The following is a 20,909-nucleotide window of genomic DNA, read 5'->3' on the forward strand; positions in this document are numbered from 1 at the left end:
TTACAATCCTCACACCCAATAAACGGTTTCCCTTCTCAATCGTGGCACACAAATAAAACCATATACCATGTTACAGGAATAACCTTTGCAGCTTGTTGCCACCCTTATCAACCAATCAAGGCAACAAATGCAACGGGCATTCCTGTAACATGGTATATGGTTCACGACACAACCGTTGTCCACTTATCTATCTTCCGATACCTCTACACAAAACATTACCCCTATCTCCAAAAAAATAAAAACCTCTATCTTTTCTTATCTTGTCCAAATATCTTCTTCTTCAACCTAAGTCCCGTCGGTGTCGTCGCTATCCCCCCCTCAGAAGTCTCCCGAAGAGCCACCGGCAACATACGCCCAACTTTCCCCATAGCCACAACCACTTCATCAAAAGGAATAATACTCTTAATACCTGCAAGAGCCATCTCCGCCGCAATCATGGCATTAGAAGTCCCTATAGCATTTCGCTTAGCACAAGGTGCCTCAACAAGTCCTGCTACCGGATCACAAATTAACCCCATTAGATTCTTAAGGGCAATAGCCGACCCATGAAGGGCTTGTTTCGGTGTACCACCTAATATCTCAACAACTGCCGCCGCTGCCATAGCTGAAGCAGAACCAACCTCTGCCTGACAACCACCCTCTGCACCAGAAAGAGATGCATTTTTACCAATGATACTACCTACAGCACCCGACGTAAATAAACCCTTTATCATATCCTCTTCATCTAAATCAAACTTTTCTTTCACTGATAACAACACCGCAGGCAATACCCCGCAAGAGCCAGCCGTAGGACAAGCTACTATACGTCCCATGGATACATTAACTTCCATGACACTCAACGCATAGCTTATGGCTTTTGACATGGTTTCTCCACATACCGACCTATGATTTTCATGGTATTTTTTTAACTTCTTAGCCTCTCCGCCAATCATGAATCCCTTAATGTTTCTTTCCTTTTCATCCAAACCTCTTTTAATGGATGTTGCCATAATATGAAAATGCTCCAACATCTTTTCTTTGATGTCATCTTGTTCTAAGGCGCTGTTAATACATTCATTTTTTAGCGCGATCTCATGTATGTGCATATCGTGCACTCGACATAACTCTAATAACTCTATGCCATTCTTATAATGCATGCCCTTTCACCACTTTCTCATGTCTTTCAGAGACTATACCATCAAAAATACCATACATATATAGTCATCACATTCTTGTCTATCTATAGAATTAATTTTTGAATAAGGGTCACATCCACCACATTATCCATTTTACTAATGTCCTCTAAAACATGCCTATCAATGTCTTCATCTGATTCTAACACCAATCTGGCATAATCCCCTTTAGCTTGCCGAAAGAGCTTCATAAAGGCTATATTCACCTTATTTTGAGCAAGTATGGATGTAATGGATGCCATTACACCTGGTCGATCAACATGCTTGGTAATTAATGTGGTGTATTCACCATTGAAATCCACATCAAAATCATTAATCTTTGTGATGACCACTTTACCACCGCCTATGGAAGAACCCATAACGATCATCTCTCTACCCGTTCTACCAATCATATGAATCTTAACGGTATTGGGGTGCACTTCACCTAAGTCTTTCCCTGTAAATGTATAGTGAATCCCCTTTTTTTCTATGATTTTATAAGCATTCTTTATACGTTCATCATCTGGCAAGAATCCCATAATACCTGCTAATAAAGCTTTATCTGTTCCATGACCACGATAAGTTTTAGCAAAAGAACCATGTAAAAAGAAAGTAACCTCTGTTACATCTTCCCCGAAAATTCCTCTAGCAATGTACCCAATTTTGGTAGCCCCCGCAGTGTGGGAACTGGATGGACCAATCATGACGGGTCCAATAATATCAAACACGCTATATTCCATATTATGTCTCCTTCGTTTCAACATAAAAATAAGTTTTAAACTTATCTTTTTTAGCTTCACTGATGCTAGTCGCAACAGTCTTACTATACATCTCTTTTCCATGTTTTTCAATATAAGCACGAAGAACTTAATGTCGATACAGATTTATTATGAGCTTAATAAAGCATTATTAGTATTTTTCTATCATAAATAAAGTTCTCTTGTTGCATTTGCACCAATATGTATATAGGTCTAAAGAACTAAGCTGACAAAAAAAGAATGTATTTACAAGATTATCCATTTTATTGACACTTATTGCTATTTGTGTTATTCTTATATATGATAATAGCTCAAAACGGTTTGAGGGGGAAATATTATGAAGTCAACAGGAATTGTTAGAAAGCTTGATGAATTAGGTCGCATTACTTTGCCTATCGAGATTAGAAGAAATTTTGATATCAAAGAGAAAGACGCTCTTGAGATTTATGTCGACAATGAACAGATCATCCTAAAGAAATATCAACCAGCTGACATTTTTACCGGTAATATGGACGAGCTTATTGATTATTACGGTAAAAAGGTATCCAAGCAGTCAATTGTAGAAATGGCAAAAATAGCTGGTATTAGCACAAGCGACGAATAATGTGATTTAAAAGGGTATCCACTACAGATGTAAAGGATACCCTTTTTCTATTGGGTTTCTCCTGATACTATCTCAACTAACCAAATACCATTACTCACTTGGTTCAATTAAATATTGGTAGATGGCTCGTTTTGTTGTGCCCCGGTCTTTTGCTACTTGCTTCATGGCTTCTTTTTTTGACATGTTTTCTTTCATATATTGATTCATGTGTTCTTCGATGGTTATACTTTCCCATTGTTTAATCCTATCATCCCGTATGCTCTCCAGAGATTTACCTTCAACAATCAGTACATATTCCCCTCTTGGGTCTTCTTGGCTATATTTCTTAATGGCTTCGTCTAAAGTCATGGGAAGCACTTCTTCAAATTTTTTCGTTAATTCCCGTGTCATGCTTACCTGCCTGTTTCCAAGTGTATCTTTTATGCTAAGTAAGGTTTGCTTTAAGCGATGAGGCGCTTCATACAAGATAATGGTCCGATGTTCATCCTTTAGTTGTTCCAACACCATCTTTCGCTCTTTTTTATCATGAGGCAAAAACCCTTCAAAAACAAATCGTCTGGTGGATAATCCTGATAATATTAAACCTGTAATGAGGGCTACTGGGCCTGGTATGGATGTGACAGGGATGTTATGATCATGGCATAACTTAACCAAATCTTCTCCTGGGTCTGAGATGCCTGGTGTTCCTGCATCGGTTACTAAAGCAATGCCATCACCTGCTAATAATTTTTCAATCAGTACCTGACCTTTTTCCATCTTATTGTGTTCATGATAACTGATAAGGGGTTTATTAATACCCAGATGATTTAATAATTTTTTTGTATGCCTGGTATCTTCTGCTGCTATAAGGTCTGCTTCTTCCAGTATCCTCACAGCTCTATACGTTATATCTTCCAGGTTGCCAATGGGTGTTGCTACCAAATATAATATGCCCGTCATTGTACCACTCCCTTACTTACATCTGATGGGCGGGTTGCATACCCATAGATATTATAAATCTCATCTGTATATTGTCCTACCTCTTCATACACAATGAGGGGCGGCTCCACTTTTAACAAAGGTTTACCATGTCGAACGGATTCAATGAGTATCATGTTAGGCTCTTTATGGACATAAGGATGCACGAATCGCATACGCTTAGGTTCACACTTATACTGTTTTAACAGCACCATGATCTCAGGCAGCCGATGGGGTCGATGAACCATGTAGAACCTTCCCCCTACTTTTACAAGGGATGATGCTGTTTTAATCACATCTTCTAATGTGCATAATACTTCATGTCTTGCTATGGTTTTGGGCTGAAATCTATTTTTTAGCCCGCTTTGACCCTGCATATACGGTGGATTGGATGTAACCACATCAAAACTAGATAAAGGAAACAGACTGTCTGCTTCCTTTATATCACCTTGAACAATGGATACTTTATCGTCTAGCCCATTCAGATGAACACTTCTTGTCGCCATCTCTACGCTATCTTCTTGTATCTCTAATCCAATAAAATGTTTCCCTTTTGTCTTGGCTTCAAGCAAGATGGGTATAATACCAGTTCCTGTGCCCAGATCAAGTACATGTTCTCCCTCCTTAACCTGTGCAAATCCTGATAATAAGACCGCATCCATACCAAAACAAAATGTCTTAGGGTTTTGTATGATTTTATATTTTCTTCTATGCAGGTCATCTATGCGTTCATTGGCTTTTAACTCCATCATATTAATACCTTTCAACTCAGCTTATTCCCGCTTCATTTTACCTTCTTTTTTCTCTAGATTAAGAAGTGTTTTTAGTTCTTCCTGATCTTCTTGAGATATATCTTCATTGTTTTTATGTTGTTGTTTACGACAACGTTTAAACTTCAATTCATTGGATTTGTATTGTAGAATCTCAGGATCACCATCTTCTTTACGGGTAACAACTTTAACCATTTGGCGAAGAACGTTAACACTCAACACTTCTCCCTTAAAACCTTCTGGTGTAATAACCCGATCACCCACATTCGGTAATGCTTTATTCAGATAATCATAGGTACCTTCCTCATATTTTAGGCAACACATCAGTCGTCCACATACCCCTGAGATTTTCGTTGGGTTAAGGGATAGATTCTGTTCTTTTGCCATCTTAATGGAAACCGGTTGGAATTCGCATAAATGGGTGTGGCAGCATAATGCTCGACCACAGATGCCAATACTACCAATCATTTTTGTTTCGTCTCTTACACCAATCTGCCTTAACTCAATACGGGTTTTAAAAATCGCTGCTAAGTCTTTTACCAACTCTCTAAAGTCGATGCGGCCATCTGCCGTAAAATAGAAAAGTACTTTATTATTATCAAATGTATATTCCACATCGATAAGCTTCATATCCAGTTCGTGTTTCTTGATTTTTTTGATACAGATACCAAATGCTTCTTTTTCTTTAGCACGATTTTTTGCTTCTTTGGCATCGTCTTCTTCGGTTGTGATCCGGATTACACTCTTTAGCGGTTGAATAACCTCATCTTCTGTGACCTCTTTCACACCGATAACAACTTCTCCATATTCGATTCCTCGAACAGTCTCTACAATGACATTTTGTCCTGCTTGGATATCTAAACCATTAGGATCAAAATAATAGATTTTCCCTGCCTTTCGGAATCTAACACCAATTACTTTTATCATTATGAATTCTCCTTTGTTTGTAATAACATCATTTCTATCACTAATCTATAATTAGAATTATATCGTAATAAATCCTTAGCGTTATGTATGTTCTGAGTCATCACGCTTATTTCATTATACGATAAAACCTGTGCTTGTTTCAACAGGGTTTTGTATTTATCACCATTAATCAGTAAATCATCTGTTTGTAACTTCTTAACCAATAGTAAATCCCGAAACCAAGTCATCATTAAATCCAGAAAATCATTAATCTGATCCTTAAAGGCATCGAATCGTTCACTTAATACCATCAACCCATAATCATCACTATGAATCATCTCATTGACAATATCAATCATCTGGTCACGCATGTCCAAAAAAGCCTTAGAAGTTATGAGTGCCATCCCTTTACCCATGTTCCCTTGTGAAAATGATGCCACTAATCTTGCTTGCTCATGGGTGACATCATGGGCTTGTAACAAATGAGCCATCATCTTATCATCTGATACAGGTTTTAATTTTAGCACCACACATCGGGATAGTATCGTAGGTAAAAATCGATTGACATTACGGGATAAGAGTAATATCACCGCATAGGGTGGTGGTTCCTCAATGGTTTTTAATAAGGCATTCTGGGCCTGTTCCGTCATGGTATCTGCTTCATCAATGATATAGACCTTATAGGGATAGTGATAAGGTTTTATATGTATATCCCCATTAATCTGCTCTCGAATATCACCCACACCAATACCTGTTTTTTTGGATGGCTTCACATACACTGTATCTGGATGATTCAAGGTATCAAAAGTCTTACAGGACACACAATCATTACAAGGGGTTATCCCCTTTTTCTCACATTGAATGGTCTTGGCAAAGGTATTGGCTAATAACTTCTTACCCATTCCCTTCTCCCCATCGATAATATAAGCATGGGATATCTTACCTGTCCCAATAGCGCTCTGTACATGCTCCTTTATGTTATCTTGTCCTATAATTTCCTCAAATGTATACATCTTATCTATAACCTTTCTGGTCCTTATCTATTCATACAAATCATACATTCATGATACTGCATCTTATCTATAGCTTCTTCTCATCTTCCTTATTCATATTTTATTATATTTTTTATGATTAATCTATATAAAATTTCATTATCCATCATGAGGCCTTAGCTTTTATTTCTCCGCCAACTAGTTACTCATACTATAAACATAACTAATAGTATACACATAACCGTTATCAATTAAAAAACTTATCCACATTTTCTTTAAAAGTTATACACTTATATACCTTTTTCTTTCTAATAATAGAACAAAGCGACTACGTCGTGTCTTGCGAAGCAAGTTGTTGCATTAGGAAAGTTTCCTTGACACATATGAAAACGCTTCTATTTCATATGCTAAATTTAGAGGACTTTCCTATAAGAATAACAAAAACCATATGATATGTCATCACAACCTTGCAGTATTGCTTCTATCCATCGCTCTGTGCAACAAAACAATTTCTTATCATAAATAGAAGCAATAAATCCAGCGAGTCCGTTTAACATACCATATGGTTTATCTTTTAAAATACCCTATGAAAATGAAAATACCTTTACGTACGAACGATTTTATTTTAAGTGATAATATCTAATAACAATCCTCGAATCTCATCCACATGCCCTAAAATCTTCAGATTATTTTTCTCATCTTGTATTAATGCTTGGGCTAACTCATCAACGTGTTTATCCACCCGTTTAACAATACCATAAACCCGGTGTCTACCTCGTCGGTCTAAGAAATTTTCTCTTGAAAACTTATGGGAATGGGTGACCACTTCGTTCACAAATTCCTTAATTAATTCCCGGTATTTTTTTAAATCTTTTACATCCATGTGTTTGGCGATTTTCTGACCTTGGTCCGTAATATCACCAATCATCATTTTCAGCCTATCTTGAAGGGATGCTTCATCAATTTTACTTAACAAAGTAAACTTAAATGCTTCATGATCCTTCTGTTCTGTTCGGGTAACCTCACTGATCTTTTCAGGACTACTTACCGACCGTATCTTCATAAATGCTCCCCCATTCATGTATTGTAAACCTTATTCATTATATCTTGAGATATTGATCCACATCCAGTACAAAAACTGTTGCACCACCTACTGTTACTTCAATAGGATAAGGTAAATAGCCGTCTGGCATACCTGCAACAGGTGGGTTTAGTAAAGACATCTGCTTATTTGTTTTACACTCTTTTTTAATAATATCCAGCACTTCATCGAGTTTTTCTTTTTCTGTTCCAACAAAGATGGTTGTATTTCCTGTTTTAAGAAAACCTCCTGTACTGGCTAATTTGGTAGCCATAAAGCCTGCCTTATTTAATCTTTCCGTTAACCTATGTGAGTCTTCATCGTGAATAACAGCTATAACAAGTTTCATATTATCACGCTCCCATTAAAATTAATTATATTAATAGTATATGCTTTTACCGATAATATCGCTTTCTGAAGCATTGGTATCTCTTAGTAAACAAATGACAGAAGTATTCCTTTACTATGGAGCACCATATACTTGTTAGCTATTAGTATATGTATATTATCGGATAAAAATCGATTTTTATTTATGGCTATCTTTCAAGTTATCTTATGTGTTATTTACATTCAGCTTTTTCTCAATAACATTCACCACTTCTTCATGGATTAATTCCACTGGCAATAACCCATCAATAGCATATATACGTTCTGGATGTTTCTGGGCTAACTTTTTATACCCTTGACTTACTTTTTTATGAAATTCAAATTTTTGAAGTTCAAGACGGTCTAATTCCTGCTGGTCTTTCTTACGTTTAAGACCTTCTTCTGCGTCAATATCCAATAAGATGGTGAGATCAGGTTGTAATCCCCCTGTAGCATAACGATTAATTTCTTCAATATCATCCATACCTAAGCCTCTAGCATAACCTTGATAGATAACCGATGAATCAACAAAACGATCACAGATAACCACTTTTCCTTGGCTGAGTAATGGCTTAATAAATTGTTCCACATGTTGTGCCCGACTAGCGGCATATAGTAGCGCTTCTGTTGTATCTGACATCTCCATATAGTCTTTATTTAATACGATATGACGAATAGCTTCGCTAATCACTGTGCCTCCTGGTTCTCTGGTCAAAACAACTTCATACTGCTTGTCTTCTAGATAACGTCGTAACCTCTCAATTTGCGTTGACTTTCCAGATCCATCTGCGCCTTCTATGGTAATAAATAGTCCTTTCATATTACACCTCGTCAATGATTTGAATGGTTTGGCATGTATTATCAGCCATCCCCATTATGTCTAAGTCCCTATATTGTTCAACAATCCGTATGATACCTTCACTGATACGTTCTCCAGGTACAATAAGGGGAATACCTGGTGGAAAAGGTATGATAAACTCACCAATGACCTTACCAACAGATTCAATGAAAGATACCCGTCGTTTTTGCATTGTGTAGGCATCCCATGGCATGTATACTTGTTGAATATCTTCTATTATATCATAATGTTCATGGGTATTTCTAGTTTTCTTCAACCCTTTATCAATTTCTATTAATGCATGAGCAAAAGCCATTAAAGAGGCTTCATCATCGCATATAGATGTCATAGCAACGATATGATTTTTATCTGCTAACTCCACTTGTATGTTGTATTGCTCTCTTAAAAGATGATTGAGTTCTATACCTGTCTTATTTGCCACTGTACAATCAATAACAAGTTTGGATAGGTCCATATGATGAATATGGTGAACACCTATGACGTCCTGATTCACTAATTGAAGACAGTTAAGCTCTGAAACTAATTTTTCTCGGCATGTTTTTAAGTCCTTAACGTATTTTTCAAATAACACATCCCCTTGACGATCCAGAAGGTCCCTACAGCTGTCTAAACCATTCATCAGCATGTAAGAGGGGCTGCTGCTCTGAAATAAGGCTAAAGCCTCTTGTAAACGTGATAGATTAATCCTATCTGAGCCAACGTGGAGCATGGCACTCTGTGTATACGCAGGTAGTGTTTTATGGGTGCTTTGAACAACAATATCTGCACCGTATGCTAATACTGATGCAGGAAAATCATCATGAAATGAAAAGTGAGCACCATGAGCTTCATCCACCATCAATAGTTTTCCATGCTCATGTACTAGCTTAGCGATTGTTTTCACATCGGAAACCAACCCTTCATAATTAGGACTTGTAATAACCACCATTTTTGCTGATGGATTATCCTTAAGTAATTGTTCCAGTTGTTGAGGGTCTAAACCTGCTGCTAATCCATTCTCTGGTATCATACGAGGATAAATATAGATAGGGGTTAGCCGGCATAATAAAGTCGCATTATAAACCGATTTATGAGCATTTCTAGCCATGATGATCTTATCACCTTGACAACATACAGCCCATATAGCGGATAATATACCGCTTGTACTACCACCCACTAAAAAAAATGTACGTTTCGCACCAAATGTCTTTGCAGCTTTTTCTTGGGCTTCTAATAAAATACCATGAGGATGGTGAAGATTATCTGTGCCTTCTACTTCTGTTACATCAATAGCGGCATCTTCACTTAAGTGGGTACATCGACCTAATTTGTGACCTGGCATATGCATGGGGTAAATGTTTTTTTTATAAAGATACAATTGTTCGTACAACGTTGGTCTATCCATATTTCTCCACTACCTCCATTTCCATAGAGCTTAATAAATCATTATCATAGAAAGACATGGTTTGTTATGCAAACTAACTCAACCTTCATACGGATAAGATTCTGTACCACAAAGAAGATTAAATAACGCATACCATCATCTTTAGCTATTCTTAACGGCTTGTTCTCTTGGATATATCCTTTTACTTAATCTTTACGAGCCTTATTATAGCATATAACCCTATTTATTTTATATATTAAAAAATCGCCTACCCAATAGACGATTAAGAGTGAGTCACCCGGGACTCGAACCCGGGACACCTGGATTAAAAGTCCAGTGCTCTAGCCGACTGAGCTAGTGACCCATGTGTACCACTTAAGCCATAGGCTTAAATGACTACCTTGTATTCTTTTTGATGGTGCCCAGAGGCGGAATCGAACCACCGACACGAGGATTTTCAGTCCTCTGCTCTACCGACTGAGCTATCTGGGCATAATTGGTTGCGGAGAGAGGATTTGAACCTCTGACCTTCGGGTTATGAGCCCGACGAGCTACCAGACTGCTCCACTCCGCGATATTATGAAACGCATGTAAGACATTGTTTGTTACCATAAAGCAACTATCAAACATTATGTTTTGCTTATTCAAAGCCATTAAAAAAGCTTTAATGGTAAGAAATTGTTTTGCTTAAGCAAAGCCAATTCTTAAATGGAGGGAGAAGGATTCGAACCTTCGAAGGCGGTGCCAACAGATTTACAGTCTGCCCCCTTTGGCCACTCGGGAACCCCTCCATGTTACCAAGCCGACGATCGGACTTGAACCGATAACCTGCTGATTACAAGTCAGCTGCTCTGCCAATTGAGCCACGTCGGCATTACGCACGATTGCCGTGCTATATAAAATTCTATCCGTGTAAGGAATAGAATTTGATTTAGTGGGCGCAACAGGGCTCGAACCTGTGACCCCCTGCTTGTAAGGCAGGTGCTCTCCCAGCTGAGCTATGCGCCCTGGGAATGAAATTGTATTGCCATAAGTCTTTCGACCAACGACCCAGAAGGGACTCGAACCCTCGACCTCCGGCGTGACAGGCCGGCGTTCTAACCAACTGAACCACTGGGCCTCAGAATGATCAAACATTCAAAACAACACATTGAAAATACATGCACATCATTATATAATCGTTCATTTATCCATTATTACCAAAACAAGTACTTACTTATAACTTATACATCTTAACCCTTAGCTAAATCATAGCTAGGTCAAGCCCTCGACCTATTAGTATCGGTCAGCTGAACATGTTACCATGCTTACACCTCCGACCTATCAACCTTGTCGTCTTCAAGGGGTCTTACTACCTTACGGTATGGGATATCTTATCTTGAGGGGGGCTTCACGCTTAGATGCCTTCAGCGTTTATCCCTTCCAAACTTGGCTACTCTGCTATGCACTTGGTAATACAACAGATACACCAGCGGTTCGTCCATCCCGGTCCTCTCGTACTAAGGACAGCTCCTCTCAAATATCCTGCGCCCACGACGGATAGGGACCGAACTGTCTCACGACGTTCTGAACCCAGCTCGCGTACCGCTTTAATGGGCGAACAGCCCAACCCTTGGAACCTGCTACAGCTCCAGGATGCGATGAGCCGACATCGAGGTGCCAAACCACTCCGTCGATGTGAACTCTTGGGAGTGATAAGCCTGTTATCCCCGGGGTAGCTTTTATCCGTTGAGCGATGGCAATCCCACTTTCATACCACCGGATCACTAAGTCCTACTTTCGTACCTGCTCCACCCGTCGGTGTCACAGTCAAGCCATCTTATGCCTTTGCACTCTGCGAATGGTTTCCAACCATTCTGAGATGACCTTTGAGCGCCTCCGATACCTTTTCGGAGGCGACCGCCCCAGTCAAACTCCCCACCTGACATTGTCCCCACACCCGTTTAGGGTGCTAGGTTAGAAATCCAGTACTACAAGGGAGGTATCCCAACAGCGACTCCACAAAGACTGGCGTCCTTGCTTCTACGTCTCCCTCCTATCCTGTACATGTAATACCGAATCCCAGTATCAAGCTGGAGTAAAGCTCCACGGGGTCTTTCCGTCCTGTCGCGGGTAACCGGCATCTTCACCGGTACTACAATTTCACCGGGCGCGTTGTCGAGACAGTGCCCAAATCGTTACGCCTTTCGTGCGGGTCGGAACTTACCCGACAAGGAATTTCGCTACCTTAGGACCGTTATAGTTACGGCCGCCGTTTACTGGGGCTTAAATTCAGAGCTTCGCTTACGCTAACCCCTCCTCTTAACCTTCCAGCACCGGGCAGGCGTCAGCCCCTATACTTCACCTTTCGGTTTTGCAGAGACCTGTGTTTTTGCTAAACAGTCGCTTGGGCCTATTCTCTGCGGCCTCTCTAAAGAGGCACTCCTTATCCCTAAGTTACGGAGTCATTTTGCCGAGTTCCTTAACAACGCTTCTCCCGTCGGCCTTAGGATTCTCTCCTCATCTACCTGTGTCGGTTTACGGTACGGGCACATACAAAACAATAGCGGCTTTTCTCGACAGTTTGGATTCAGAAACTTCCCTACTTATATTTCGGTCCTCATCGTACTTCAGAAACGGATGACGGATTTGCCTGTCTTCCTATCCTTTGTACTTGAACGGGTTTTTCCATTCCCCGTTTTTCCTATCCTCCTGTGTCCCCACAGTTCTGTTTGCATGCGGTACAGGAATTTCAACCTGTTGTCCATCGACTACGGCTTTCGCCCTCGCCTTAGGTCCCGACTTACCCAGAGAAGATCAGCTTTACTCTGGAAACCTTAGATATTCGGCCGAGAAGATTCTCACTTCTCTCTCGCTACTCATTCCGGCATTCTCTCTTCTTAACAGTCCACTGCTCCTTACAGTACAGCTTCGTCCCAGTTAAGAATGCTCCTCTACCACTGATATTACTATCAATCCACAGCTTCGGTGTCATGTTTTAGCCCCGGACATTTTCGGCGCAAGATCTCTCGACTAGTGAGCTATTACGCACTCTTTGAATGTATGGCTGCTTCTAAGCCAACATCCTAGTTGTCTTCGAAATCTCACATCCTTTTCCACTTAACATGTACTTTGGGACCTTAGCTGGTGGTCTGGGCTCTTTCCCTTTTGACTACCCAACTTATCTCGCGCAGTCTGACTCCTGATGAGCATCTATATGGCATTCGGAGTTTGATATGTTTTGGTAAGCCTCGCGGCCCCCTAGACAATTCAGTGCTCTACCTCCATTAGACTCCATCAAGGCTAGCCCTAAAGCTATTTCGAGGAGAACCAGCTATCTCCGGGTTCGATTGGAATTTCTCCGCTACCCACAGTTCATCCCCACGTTTTTCAACACGTGTGGGTTCGGACCTCCATTACCTTTTACGGTAACTTCATCCTGACCATGGGTAGGTCACCCGGTTTCGGGTCTACGTACTCTGACTTAACGCCCTATTAAGACTTGGCTTCCCTTCGGCTCCAGACCTTTAGTCTTTAACCTTGCCAGTTATACGTAACTCGCCGGACCGTTCTACAAAAAGTACGCCGTCGCTCTGATTTATATACGAGCTTCGACTGCTTGTAAACAAAGGGTTTCAGGTTCTTTTTCACTCCCCTCCCGGGGTTCTTTTCACCGTTCCTTCACAGTACTATACGCTATCGGTCACTAGGGAGTATTTAGCCTTGGGGGGTGGTCCCCCCAGCTTCACACAGGGTTTCTCGTGTCCCGTGCTACTCTGGATACCGCCTGCTCTCTCGGTCTTTCACCTACTGGACTTTCACCTTCTTTGGTTGGCTTTCCCAAAACCATTCGGTTAAACGTCGAGATACATTCTGCGGTCCTCAACCCCTAAGAACTAAGTTCTTAGGTTTGGGCTCTTCCCTTTTCGCTCGCCGCTACTTAGGGAATCGATTTTTCTTTCTCCTCCTTCGGGTACTTAGATGTTTCAGTTCCCCGAGTTCCCCCTACATGGCTATGTATTCACCATGCAGTAACTGGGCTTTTCCCAGTCAGGTTTCCCCATTCGGATATCTCCGGATCGATGGCTATTTGCGCCTCCCCGAAGCTTTTCGCAGCTTATCACGTCCTTCATCGGCTCCTAGTGCCAAGGCATCCACCCTTTGCTCTTATTAGCTTGACCTCATATGACTTGTTCATCTTCGTGTTTCTTAGTCTTACATTTCTTCGTGGTTCTTGAAGAATTGTAAGGCTTAGATGAACGAATTGAACATGTCATTGCCATTAACAGCTTTTCTCGTAAGATTCTTATAAACAAGGTATAACAACCTTCCAATCAAGCATGCATTGATCGCACTAAGAGCTAAGATTTACAAGTTATTTGTATGCTCCTATTGTTGACAATAGGATACGTAGCTTGTTCTTGGTTACTCTTGGTTCTTTTAAGCATTGCTTTGCGTATGCAAAACAAGTGCTTTCTTTTAAATCATAGGATAATTGATTATCATTTGATGTCAGTATTTAACAATGGATAAATCTTTTGCATACATTTTATGGCATGACAAAAGGTTCTTTCCTTAGAAGTTATCTCCTGAAAGAATGACTTCTTCTTTGTTAAATATCTTTTCAATGTGAAGTTTTCAATGTTCGATAAGCATCGGCTTTGCGTATGCAAAACGATTGCTTTTTTATAACTTTTCTTTGGCTTGATTTAAGCGCTAGGCTATATTATCATAGTCACTTGCCCTATGTCAAGCACTTTTTTAAAGTTTTCTTAGCCTTTTCTTTGTTAAGTAAAGCCTTGAAAACTATTGGCAATCTGGCAGCCACCTACTCTCCCAGGTCGTCTCCAACCAAGTACCATCGGCCGTCTGTGGCTTGACCATCGTGTTCGGTATGAGAACGGGTATGTCCCATAGACGCATCACCACCAGAAATCTCTTCTATTCTTAGAATAAACGGTATATGTTGTTTTTCCCTTGAATACTCAACAGTGAAACAAATGTTATTAACACGTAATAACACCTCGGCTATGCTTTACTTATTCCATGCAATTCTACTTATCGTTTAAAGCCTCGGCTTTAACGATCTTCCTTAGAAAGGAGGTGATCCAGCCGCACCTTCCGATACGGCTACCTTGTTACGACTTCACCCCAGTCATCGGCTTCACCTTCGACAGCTCCATCCATAAAGGTTTGGTCACTGGCTTCGGGCGCTTCCAACTCCCGTGGTGTGACGGGCGGTGTGTACAAGGCCCGGGAACGTATTCACCGCGACATGCTGATTCGCGATTACTAGCGATTCCAACTTCATGTAGTCGAGTTGCAGACTACAATCCGAACTGGGATAGCTTTTTTGGGGTTGGCTCCATGTCACCACTTCGCTTCCCTTTGTCACTACCATTGTAGCACGTGTGTAGCCCAAATCATAAGGGGCATGATGATTTGACGTCATCCCCACCTTCCTCCGAGTTGTCCCCGGCAGTCTCTCTAGAGTCCCCAACTTTACTTGCTGGCTACTAAAGATAAGGGTTGCGCTCGTTGCGGGACTTAACCCAACATCTCACGACACGAGCTGACGACAACCATGCACCACCTGTCTCTTCTGTCCCGAAGGAAAGTTCCGATTAAGGAACGGTCAGAAGGATGTCAAGATTTGGTAAGGTTCTTCGCGTTGCTTCGAATTAAACCACATGCTCCACCGCTTGTGCGGGCCCCCGTCAATTCCTTTGAGTTTCAATCTTGCGATCGTACTCCCCAGGTGGAATGCTTAATGCGTTTGCTGCGGCACCGAGGTTCGACCCCCGACACCTAGCATTCATCGTTTACGGCGTGGACTACCAGGGTATCTAATCCTGTTCGCTCCCCACGCTTTCGTGCCTCAGCGTCAGTTACAGTCCAGAAAGTCGCCTTCGCCACTGGTGTTCCTCCTAATATCTACGCATTTCACCGCTACACTAGGAATTCCACTTTCCTCTCCTGCACTCTAGCAAAGCAGTTTCAAATGCAGTCCCCAGGTTGAGCCTGGGGCTTTCACATCTGACTTACTCCGCCGCCTACGCACCCTTTACACCCAGTAAATCCGGATAACGCTTGCCCCCTACGTATTACCGCGGCTGCTGGCACGTAGTTAGCCGGGGCTTCTTAGTCAGGTACTGTCACTATCTTCCCTGCTGATAGAAGTTTACGATCCGAAAACCTTCTTCCTTCACGCGGCGTCGCTGCATCAGGGTTTCCCCCATTGTGCAATATTCCCCACTGCTGCCTCCCGTAGGAGTTTGGGCCGTGTCTCAGTCCCAATGTGGCCGATCACCCTCTCAGGTCGGCTACTGATCGTCGCCTAGGTGAGCCGTTACCTCACCTACTAGCTAATCAGACGCGGGTCCATCCTATGCCACCGGAGTTTTTACCACTCGATCATGTGATCCTGTGGTCTTATGCGGTATTAGCGCACTTTTCAGTGCGTTATCCCCCTGCATAGGGCAGGTTACCCACGCGTTACTCACCCGTCCGCCGCTGTCCACTTAAGGAATCACCCGAAGGGTCATCCTCAAGTTTCTCGCTCGACTTGCATGTGTTAAGCACGCCGCCAGCGTTCATCCTGAGCCAGGATCAAACTCTCATGTTAAAAAGTTTATTCTGACCAGACTAATCTGGCAATTGTATTTTATAGACTACCGTCTTCTTTGTTTGAGATTGTTAAGTTATACAAAACAATTCTCTGAATTTACAAAGGAATTATTTGGGTAAAGCTTTTATAAGCTTTTGGTTTGTTTCACTGTTCAGTTTTCAAGGTTCTTGTAAAGCTGTTGTACACTGTGTTTCTTAGAGACAACGAAGAATATCTTATCATGTATCCCTGTGTTTGTCAACAACTTTTTTTAACATTTTATCACTTAGTTTTTTAAACAATTAAAATGGCGGAGAAGGAGGGATTTGAACCCTCGCGCCGCGTAAACGACCTATACCCTTAGCAGGGGCACCTCTTCAGCCACTTGAGTACTTCTCCACGCTGAATTATTTAAACTATTAAGTGATGCTCTAATGAGTAGTGCAAGAGTTATTATACTAGAGGTTGTTCTTAATGTCAATAAGTTTTTTGCTATTTTGCGAAAATTTCTAAAGCCTTTAATTATGGGGAAACTTCTCTCTTATTATGGAGTGCTTATTCCTTATTTATTCACCATGAAGCATCTTTATATAGGATAGTATTCTTTAGAAAAGTTACTGTATCTTTTGTGATTCATTCGGGATGACGGATTTTCACCATATCATTCTCTTCTATAATATAGGATTACATAAAAATAGGTACCAACTTCTCATCTTCTTATCATCTATGGTTCATATGTAGAACTTTAACCTCCTAATAAATATGGAAGGAAATTTTTAAATATAGCAAAACTGTCATGAAGCATATTGTCATTATTCTTAACATGTTTTTAAGTAATTCTCCCCTTATAGTATCTTTCCTATCTGCTTATTACTATAAGGGGAGTATCCTCTAGGTATGCATTATTCCTTTAAATAAGGTGTACCATCAGCCGCTGGTGCTACTGATTTACCTACAAAGCCCATGAGTATAACAAGGGTTAATACATAAGGAATCATAGATAATATATCATTGGATACGGCAATATCTTGTCCACCTAAGAAAATAACCATAGCTTGGGCTGCACCAAATATGAGACAAGCACCTAAGGCACCTTGGGGCTTCCATTTCCCAAAGATCATGGCTGCTAAAGCGATAAAACCTTGACCGGATATAAGGGATGGAAAGAAATTAGATGCTACACCTATACTCATAGAAGCTCCACCTAGGCCCGATAAGACCCCAGATAAGATAACAGCTCCATATCTTATACGGTGTACATTAATCCCTAAGGTATCTGCTGCTTTTGGATGTTCACCAACAGCTCTAACACGAAGACCTAGCTTTGTCTTATAGAGCACAAACCACATCACAATAACAATAAGAAACGCTAAATATACCGTTACCTCTTGGGTAAAAATATTTTCCCAAATGGAATGCTCCGGAAATACACCTTTAAAGAGCTTTGGTATTTTTTTATCTAAATTAATGCTTGTTGTCATGGATTTTCCATCAAAAAATTTACGGCATAAGAATAATGCTGCTCCGGGACCTAAAAAGTTAATGGCTATACCCGATACCACTTGCTCTGCACCTAAGGTAACGGATGCAATGGCATGAAGTAATCCTAATACCCCTGCACCTAATCCTGCACATATGAGCGCTAACCACCATATGCCCGAATAATAACCTACGGTAGCACCTATAAAAGCACCAATGGTCATCATACCCTCTAAACCAATATTAACAACACCTGATCGTTCGGATATCACACCACCTAGGGATGTATAGATGAGAGGTGTGGAGTACATCAGCGTTGTACCTAATATAAATCCTAAACTATCCATTATTCAATCACCTCTTTTTTAGTTTTAAAACGACGATATAAATAAATGATTCTTGGAATTGCTATAAAGAATATAATGGTACCAATCATAATATTGATAACCTCTGTTGGCGCTCCTATTGGTGGTGATTGAATTTTTGATCCACCATATTTTAATGTACCAAAGAATAGTCCTGAAAAAATACATGCAATGGGTGAGTTACTGCCTATCAAAGCTACTGCAATACCATCAAATCCATAGCCTTCCGTAGCTGCCAATGTTGTAATACCTTTTGATACACCTAATATCATTAATGCACCTGCCATACCACTGATGCAACCGGAAATACCCATGGACGTGACAATACTCTTCTTTACATTTATACCACCATACTCCGCAGCGAATTTGTTGGAACCAACCGCCCTTAATCGAAAACCTAACGTGGTCTTATTCAATACATACCAAACGATAACGGCTACAATGATAGCAATAATAAAACCGTAATTAAGAGGGGTTTTTAATATATCCCTTATCTGAGGATGATCCATCAGCCATTCTTTTCCAGACTCGGATTTTTTAAAACCTTCCATAAATACAATGCTGGCTGTTTCCCGTATGGGATGTGCTTTATTGGTTCGTGCTAAGAATGCTGGTATATTAATAACCGCATTATGTGCATACAACGCAATCCAGTTTAACATAATGGTGGATATAACTTCATTAATGCCAAACCTAGCTTTCAGATACCCTGCAATGGCGCCCCATACACCACCTGCTAAAGAAGCAAATAGGATAATAACGATTGGATGGATAATATAAGGTAGTTTTAGAAAATAGCCTAATAAAGAAGCGACAATGGTCCCTATGATAAATTGCCCTTCAGCTCCAATGTTGAATAATCCTGTTTTGAAAGCAAAAGCTACAGATAATCCTGTTAGAATTAAAGGTGTGGATTTAATGATGGTATAGGATATGTATTTGGGTTTACTAAACACACCTTTTACAATCACATAGTATACCTGTAGAGGATTATAACCTGCTATGAATAAGATAATAGCGGTAATAATTAAACCAAAAAGGATAGATAAAAACGTCATCTTCGTACTATTTGAAAGAATTTTTCTCTTTTCCATTTTATTTTTTGCCCCCTGCCATTTCGAGTCCTAATTTCATCTCTGTTGCATCTTTTTGATCCATGACACATACAATTTTTCCTTCATAGATGACGGCAATACGATCCGCAACATTCATAATTTCATCTAACTCAAGTGAGATTAACAGCACACCTTTATTCTCATCTCTTTGTTTCACAAGTGCCTTATGTACGTATTCGATTGCACCAACATCTAATCCTCTTGTTGGCTGGGTAGCGATTAAAATATCTGGATCATTCATAATCTCTCTGGCAATAATGACTTTCTGTTGATTACCACCTGACAAAGATTTTGCATGTGCTGTTTCATCGGTAGGCCGAATATCAAAGGTATTAATTAACTTCTTTGCATAATCAATAATAGCGTCTTTCTGTAATATACCTTTCTTAGAGAATGGTTCGTTAATAAAGTTTTCCAATACCATGTTCTCATAAACGGTAAAGTCTAATACTAAGCCTCTTTTTTGTCTATCTTGTGGTATAGTCGATACTTTATTATCCATAACTTTTCGTGGTGAAAAGTTAGTAATTTCTTTTCCATTAACACATACTTGTCCACTCTCTGTTGGTCTAAGTCCTGTTAAAGCTTCTACCAGTTCACTTTGCCCATTACCATCTACGCCAGCTATACCAAGTATTTCTCCTCTTTTAACCTCTAGGGATAAGCCATTAACAGCTACTAAGCCACGATTATCCTTAACAACCAAATCCTTAATAGATAACACAACATCTGTTGGCTGAGCATCATCCTTTGGCACTTTAAAAGTAACTTCTCTTCCCACCATCTTAGCCGCTAATTCTTCTTCTGTTACGTCTTCTACTTTTACGGAATCGATACACTTACCTCGTCTAATAATGGTACATTGGTCAGCCACTTCCTTAATTTCTTTTAATTTATGGGTAATGATAATCACCGTTTTACCTTCTTTGGTCAAATTATCAATAATCCCGATTAAGTCTTTAATCTCTTGAGGTGTTAACACAGCTGTGGGTTCATCAAGAATAAGAATATCTGCACCTCGATACAGCGCTTTTAGTATTTCTACACGTTGCTGCATACCTACTGTTATATCTTCTATCTTATCATCAGGATTAACAAAAAGACCATATTTTTCCGATAATGCTTTCACATCATCCTTAGCCTTTTGCATGTTTAGTACACCCATGGACTTTGTTAATTCGCAGCCAAGAATAATATTTTCTACAACAGTAAAAGGCTCCACCAACATAAAATGCTGATGCACCATACCAATACCTTGCCCAATAGCAATATTAGGATTGGTGACCTTTACCCGTTGGCCATGAATATAAATATCACCTTGTGTTGGTTCAATCATACCGTATAGCTGATTCATGAGTGTGGACTTACCTGCACCGTTTTCACCAAGCAGGGCATGCACTTCACCTTTGTATACCGTTAAATCAATGTGGTCATTGGCAATAAATGGACCAAATTTCTTAGTAATACTCTTCATTTCGATAACTTTGGTTGAATAATCTACATTCTGCAAGTTACCCATCCTTTCTCCTGCTAGTCATTAAAGGCATATACTAAATT

At 40.3% G+C, this 20,909-nt stretch carries 14 protein-coding genes, 8 tRNA genes and 3 rRNA genes; 1 reads left to right on the forward strand and 24 read right to left on the reverse strand.

The genetic code is table 11. The features are described 5' to 3' along the window. Nucleotides 1-245: 245 nt before the first annotated feature. Together sdaAA and sdaAB are read right to left on the reverse strand one after the other, a co-directional pair. Nucleotides 246-1,136: an L-serine ammonia-lyase, iron-sulfur-dependent, subunit alpha gene (gene sdaAA, locus HZI73_RS01555; protein WP_212696520.1), complete on the reverse strand. Its 891-nt coding sequence runs from the start codon at nt 1,134-1,136 to the stop codon at nt 246-248. An 83-nt stretch (nt 1,137-1,219) separates the two neighbouring features. Then, entirely contained in the window at nt 1,220-1,891 is a 672-nt protein-coding gene (gene sdaAB / locus HZI73_RS01560; protein ID WP_212696521.1) for an L-serine ammonia-lyase, iron-sulfur-dependent subunit beta, read from the reverse strand. Between the two features lie 355 nt (nt 1,892-2,246). Between sdaAB and HZI73_RS01565 the strand changes: the two genes are divergently transcribed. Continuing rightward, nucleotides 2,247-2,513, forward strand: coding sequence for an AbrB/MazE/SpoVT family DNA-binding domain-containing protein (locus HZI73_RS01565; protein WP_212696522.1), 267 nt, complete (start codon nt 2,247-2,249; stop codon nt 2,511-2,513). A gap of 90 nt (nt 2,514-2,603) precedes the next feature. Here the strand turns inward: HZI73_RS01565 and rsmI are convergent, their stop codons facing one another. The 22 genes from rsmI to HZI73_RS01675 form a co-directional block, all read right to left on the reverse strand. Further along, nucleotides 2,604-3,452 carry a 16S rRNA (cytidine(1402)-2'-O)-methyltransferase gene (gene rsmI, locus HZI73_RS01570; RefSeq protein WP_212696523.1) on the reverse strand — a complete coding sequence of 283 codons (849 nt, stop codon included), beginning with the start codon at nt 3,450-3,452 and terminating at the stop codon, nt 2,604-2,606. Then, nucleotides 3,449-4,222, reverse strand: coding sequence for a tRNA1(Val) (adenine(37)-N6)-methyltransferase (locus tag HZI73_RS01575; protein WP_212696524.1), 774 nt, complete (start codon nt 4,220-4,222; stop codon nt 3,449-3,451). The genes rsmI and HZI73_RS01575 overlap by 4 nt, the downstream gene beginning before the upstream one ends. 21 nt (nt 4,223-4,243) lie before the next feature. Further along, nucleotides 4,244-5,167: a PSP1 domain-containing protein gene (locus HZI73_RS01580; RefSeq protein WP_212696525.1), complete on the reverse strand. Its 924-nt coding sequence runs from the start codon at nt 5,165-5,167 to the stop codon at nt 4,244-4,246. Further along, a complete protein-coding gene (gene holB, locus HZI73_RS01585; RefSeq protein WP_212696526.1) occupies nt 5,167-6,159 on the reverse strand; it encodes a DNA polymerase III subunit delta' in 993 nt (330 codons plus the stop codon). Before holB ends, HZI73_RS01580 begins: the two co-directional genes overlap by 1 nt. A 604-nt stretch (nt 6,160-6,763) precedes the next feature. Beyond that, complete coding sequence (locus HZI73_RS01590; RefSeq protein WP_212696527.1) at nt 6,764-7,201, reverse strand: YaaR family protein; 438 nt, start codon at nt 7,199-7,201, stop codon at nt 6,764-6,766. A gap of 37 nt (nt 7,202-7,238) precedes the next feature. Beyond that, the gene (locus HZI73_RS01595; RefSeq protein ID WP_212696528.1) at nt 7,239-7,568 is read right to left on the reverse strand and encodes a cyclic-di-AMP receptor; all 330 of its coding nucleotides are present in this window, start codon (nt 7,566-7,568) and stop codon (nt 7,239-7,241) included. A 204-nt stretch (nt 7,569-7,772) separates the two neighbouring features. Continuing rightward, entirely contained in the window at nt 7,773-8,405 is a 633-nt protein-coding gene (gene tmk / locus HZI73_RS01600) for a dTMP kinase (RefSeq protein WP_212696529.1), read from the reverse strand. Between the two features lies 1 nt (nt 8,406). After that, the gene (locus tag HZI73_RS01605; RefSeq protein WP_212696530.1) at nt 8,407-9,828 is read right to left on the reverse strand and encodes an aminotransferase class I/II-fold pyridoxal phosphate-dependent enzyme; all 1,422 of its coding nucleotides are present in this window, start codon (nt 9,826-9,828) and stop codon (nt 8,407-8,409) included. 269 nt (nt 9,829-10,097) lie between these two features. After that, a tRNA-Lys gene (locus HZI73_RS01610) sits at nt 10,098-10,171 on the reverse strand. Between the two features lie 52 nt (nt 10,172-10,223). Then, nucleotides 10,224-10,299, reverse strand: a tRNA-Phe gene (locus HZI73_RS01615). A gap of 5 nt (nt 10,300-10,304) precedes the next feature. Next, nucleotides 10,305-10,381 (reverse strand) — tRNA-Met (locus HZI73_RS01620). Between the two features lie 135 nt (nt 10,382-10,516). Beyond that, nucleotides 10,517-10,598: transfer RNA gene (locus HZI73_RS01625), tRNA-Tyr, on the reverse strand. 9 nt (nt 10,599-10,607) lie between these two features. Further along, nucleotides 10,608-10,680 (reverse strand) — tRNA-Thr (locus HZI73_RS01630). 62 nt (nt 10,681-10,742) lie between these two features. Continuing rightward, nucleotides 10,743-10,815, reverse strand: a tRNA-Val gene (locus HZI73_RS01635). A gap of 38 nt (nt 10,816-10,853) precedes the next feature. After that, nucleotides 10,854-10,927: transfer RNA gene (locus HZI73_RS01640), tRNA-Asp, on the reverse strand. A 135-nt stretch (nt 10,928-11,062) separates the two neighbouring features. Next, nucleotides 11,063-13,967 (reverse strand): 23S ribosomal RNA (locus HZI73_RS01645). A 634-nt stretch (nt 13,968-14,601) separates the two neighbouring features. Beyond that, nucleotides 14,602-14,719: ribosomal RNA gene (gene rrf, locus HZI73_RS01650) — 5S ribosomal RNA — on the reverse strand. 163 nt (nt 14,720-14,882) lie between these two features. After that, nucleotides 14,883-16,411, reverse strand: a 16S ribosomal RNA gene (locus HZI73_RS01655). The 16S, 23S and 5S rRNA genes sit together here with 8 tRNA genes alongside, the layout of an rRNA operon. 290 nt (nt 16,412-16,701) lie before the next feature. Further along, a tRNA-Ser gene (locus HZI73_RS01660) sits at nt 16,702-16,792 on the reverse strand. A 503-nt stretch (nt 16,793-17,295) separates the two neighbouring features. Next, on the reverse strand, nt 17,296-18,219 hold the full coding sequence (locus tag HZI73_RS01665) for an ABC transporter permease (protein WP_212696531.1): 924 nt from the start codon (nt 18,217-18,219) through the stop codon (nt 17,296-17,298). After that, on the reverse strand, nt 18,219-19,331 hold the full coding sequence (locus HZI73_RS01670) for an ABC transporter permease (RefSeq protein WP_212696532.1): 1,113 nt from the start codon (nt 19,329-19,331) through the stop codon (nt 18,219-18,221). The genes HZI73_RS01665 and HZI73_RS01670 overlap by 1 nt, the downstream gene beginning before the upstream one ends. A gap of 1 nt (nt 19,332) precedes the next feature. Beyond that, on the reverse strand, nt 19,333-20,871 hold the full coding sequence (locus HZI73_RS01675; RefSeq protein WP_212696533.1) for an ABC transporter ATP-binding protein: 1,539 nt from the start codon (nt 20,869-20,871) through the stop codon (nt 19,333-19,335). Between the last annotated feature and the right edge of the window lie 38 nt (nt 20,872-20,909).

The organism is Vallitalea pronyensis, assembly GCF_018141445.1.
Taxonomy (GTDB): domain Bacteria; phylum Bacillota; class Clostridia; order Lachnospirales; family Vallitaleaceae; genus Vallitalea; species Vallitalea pronyensis.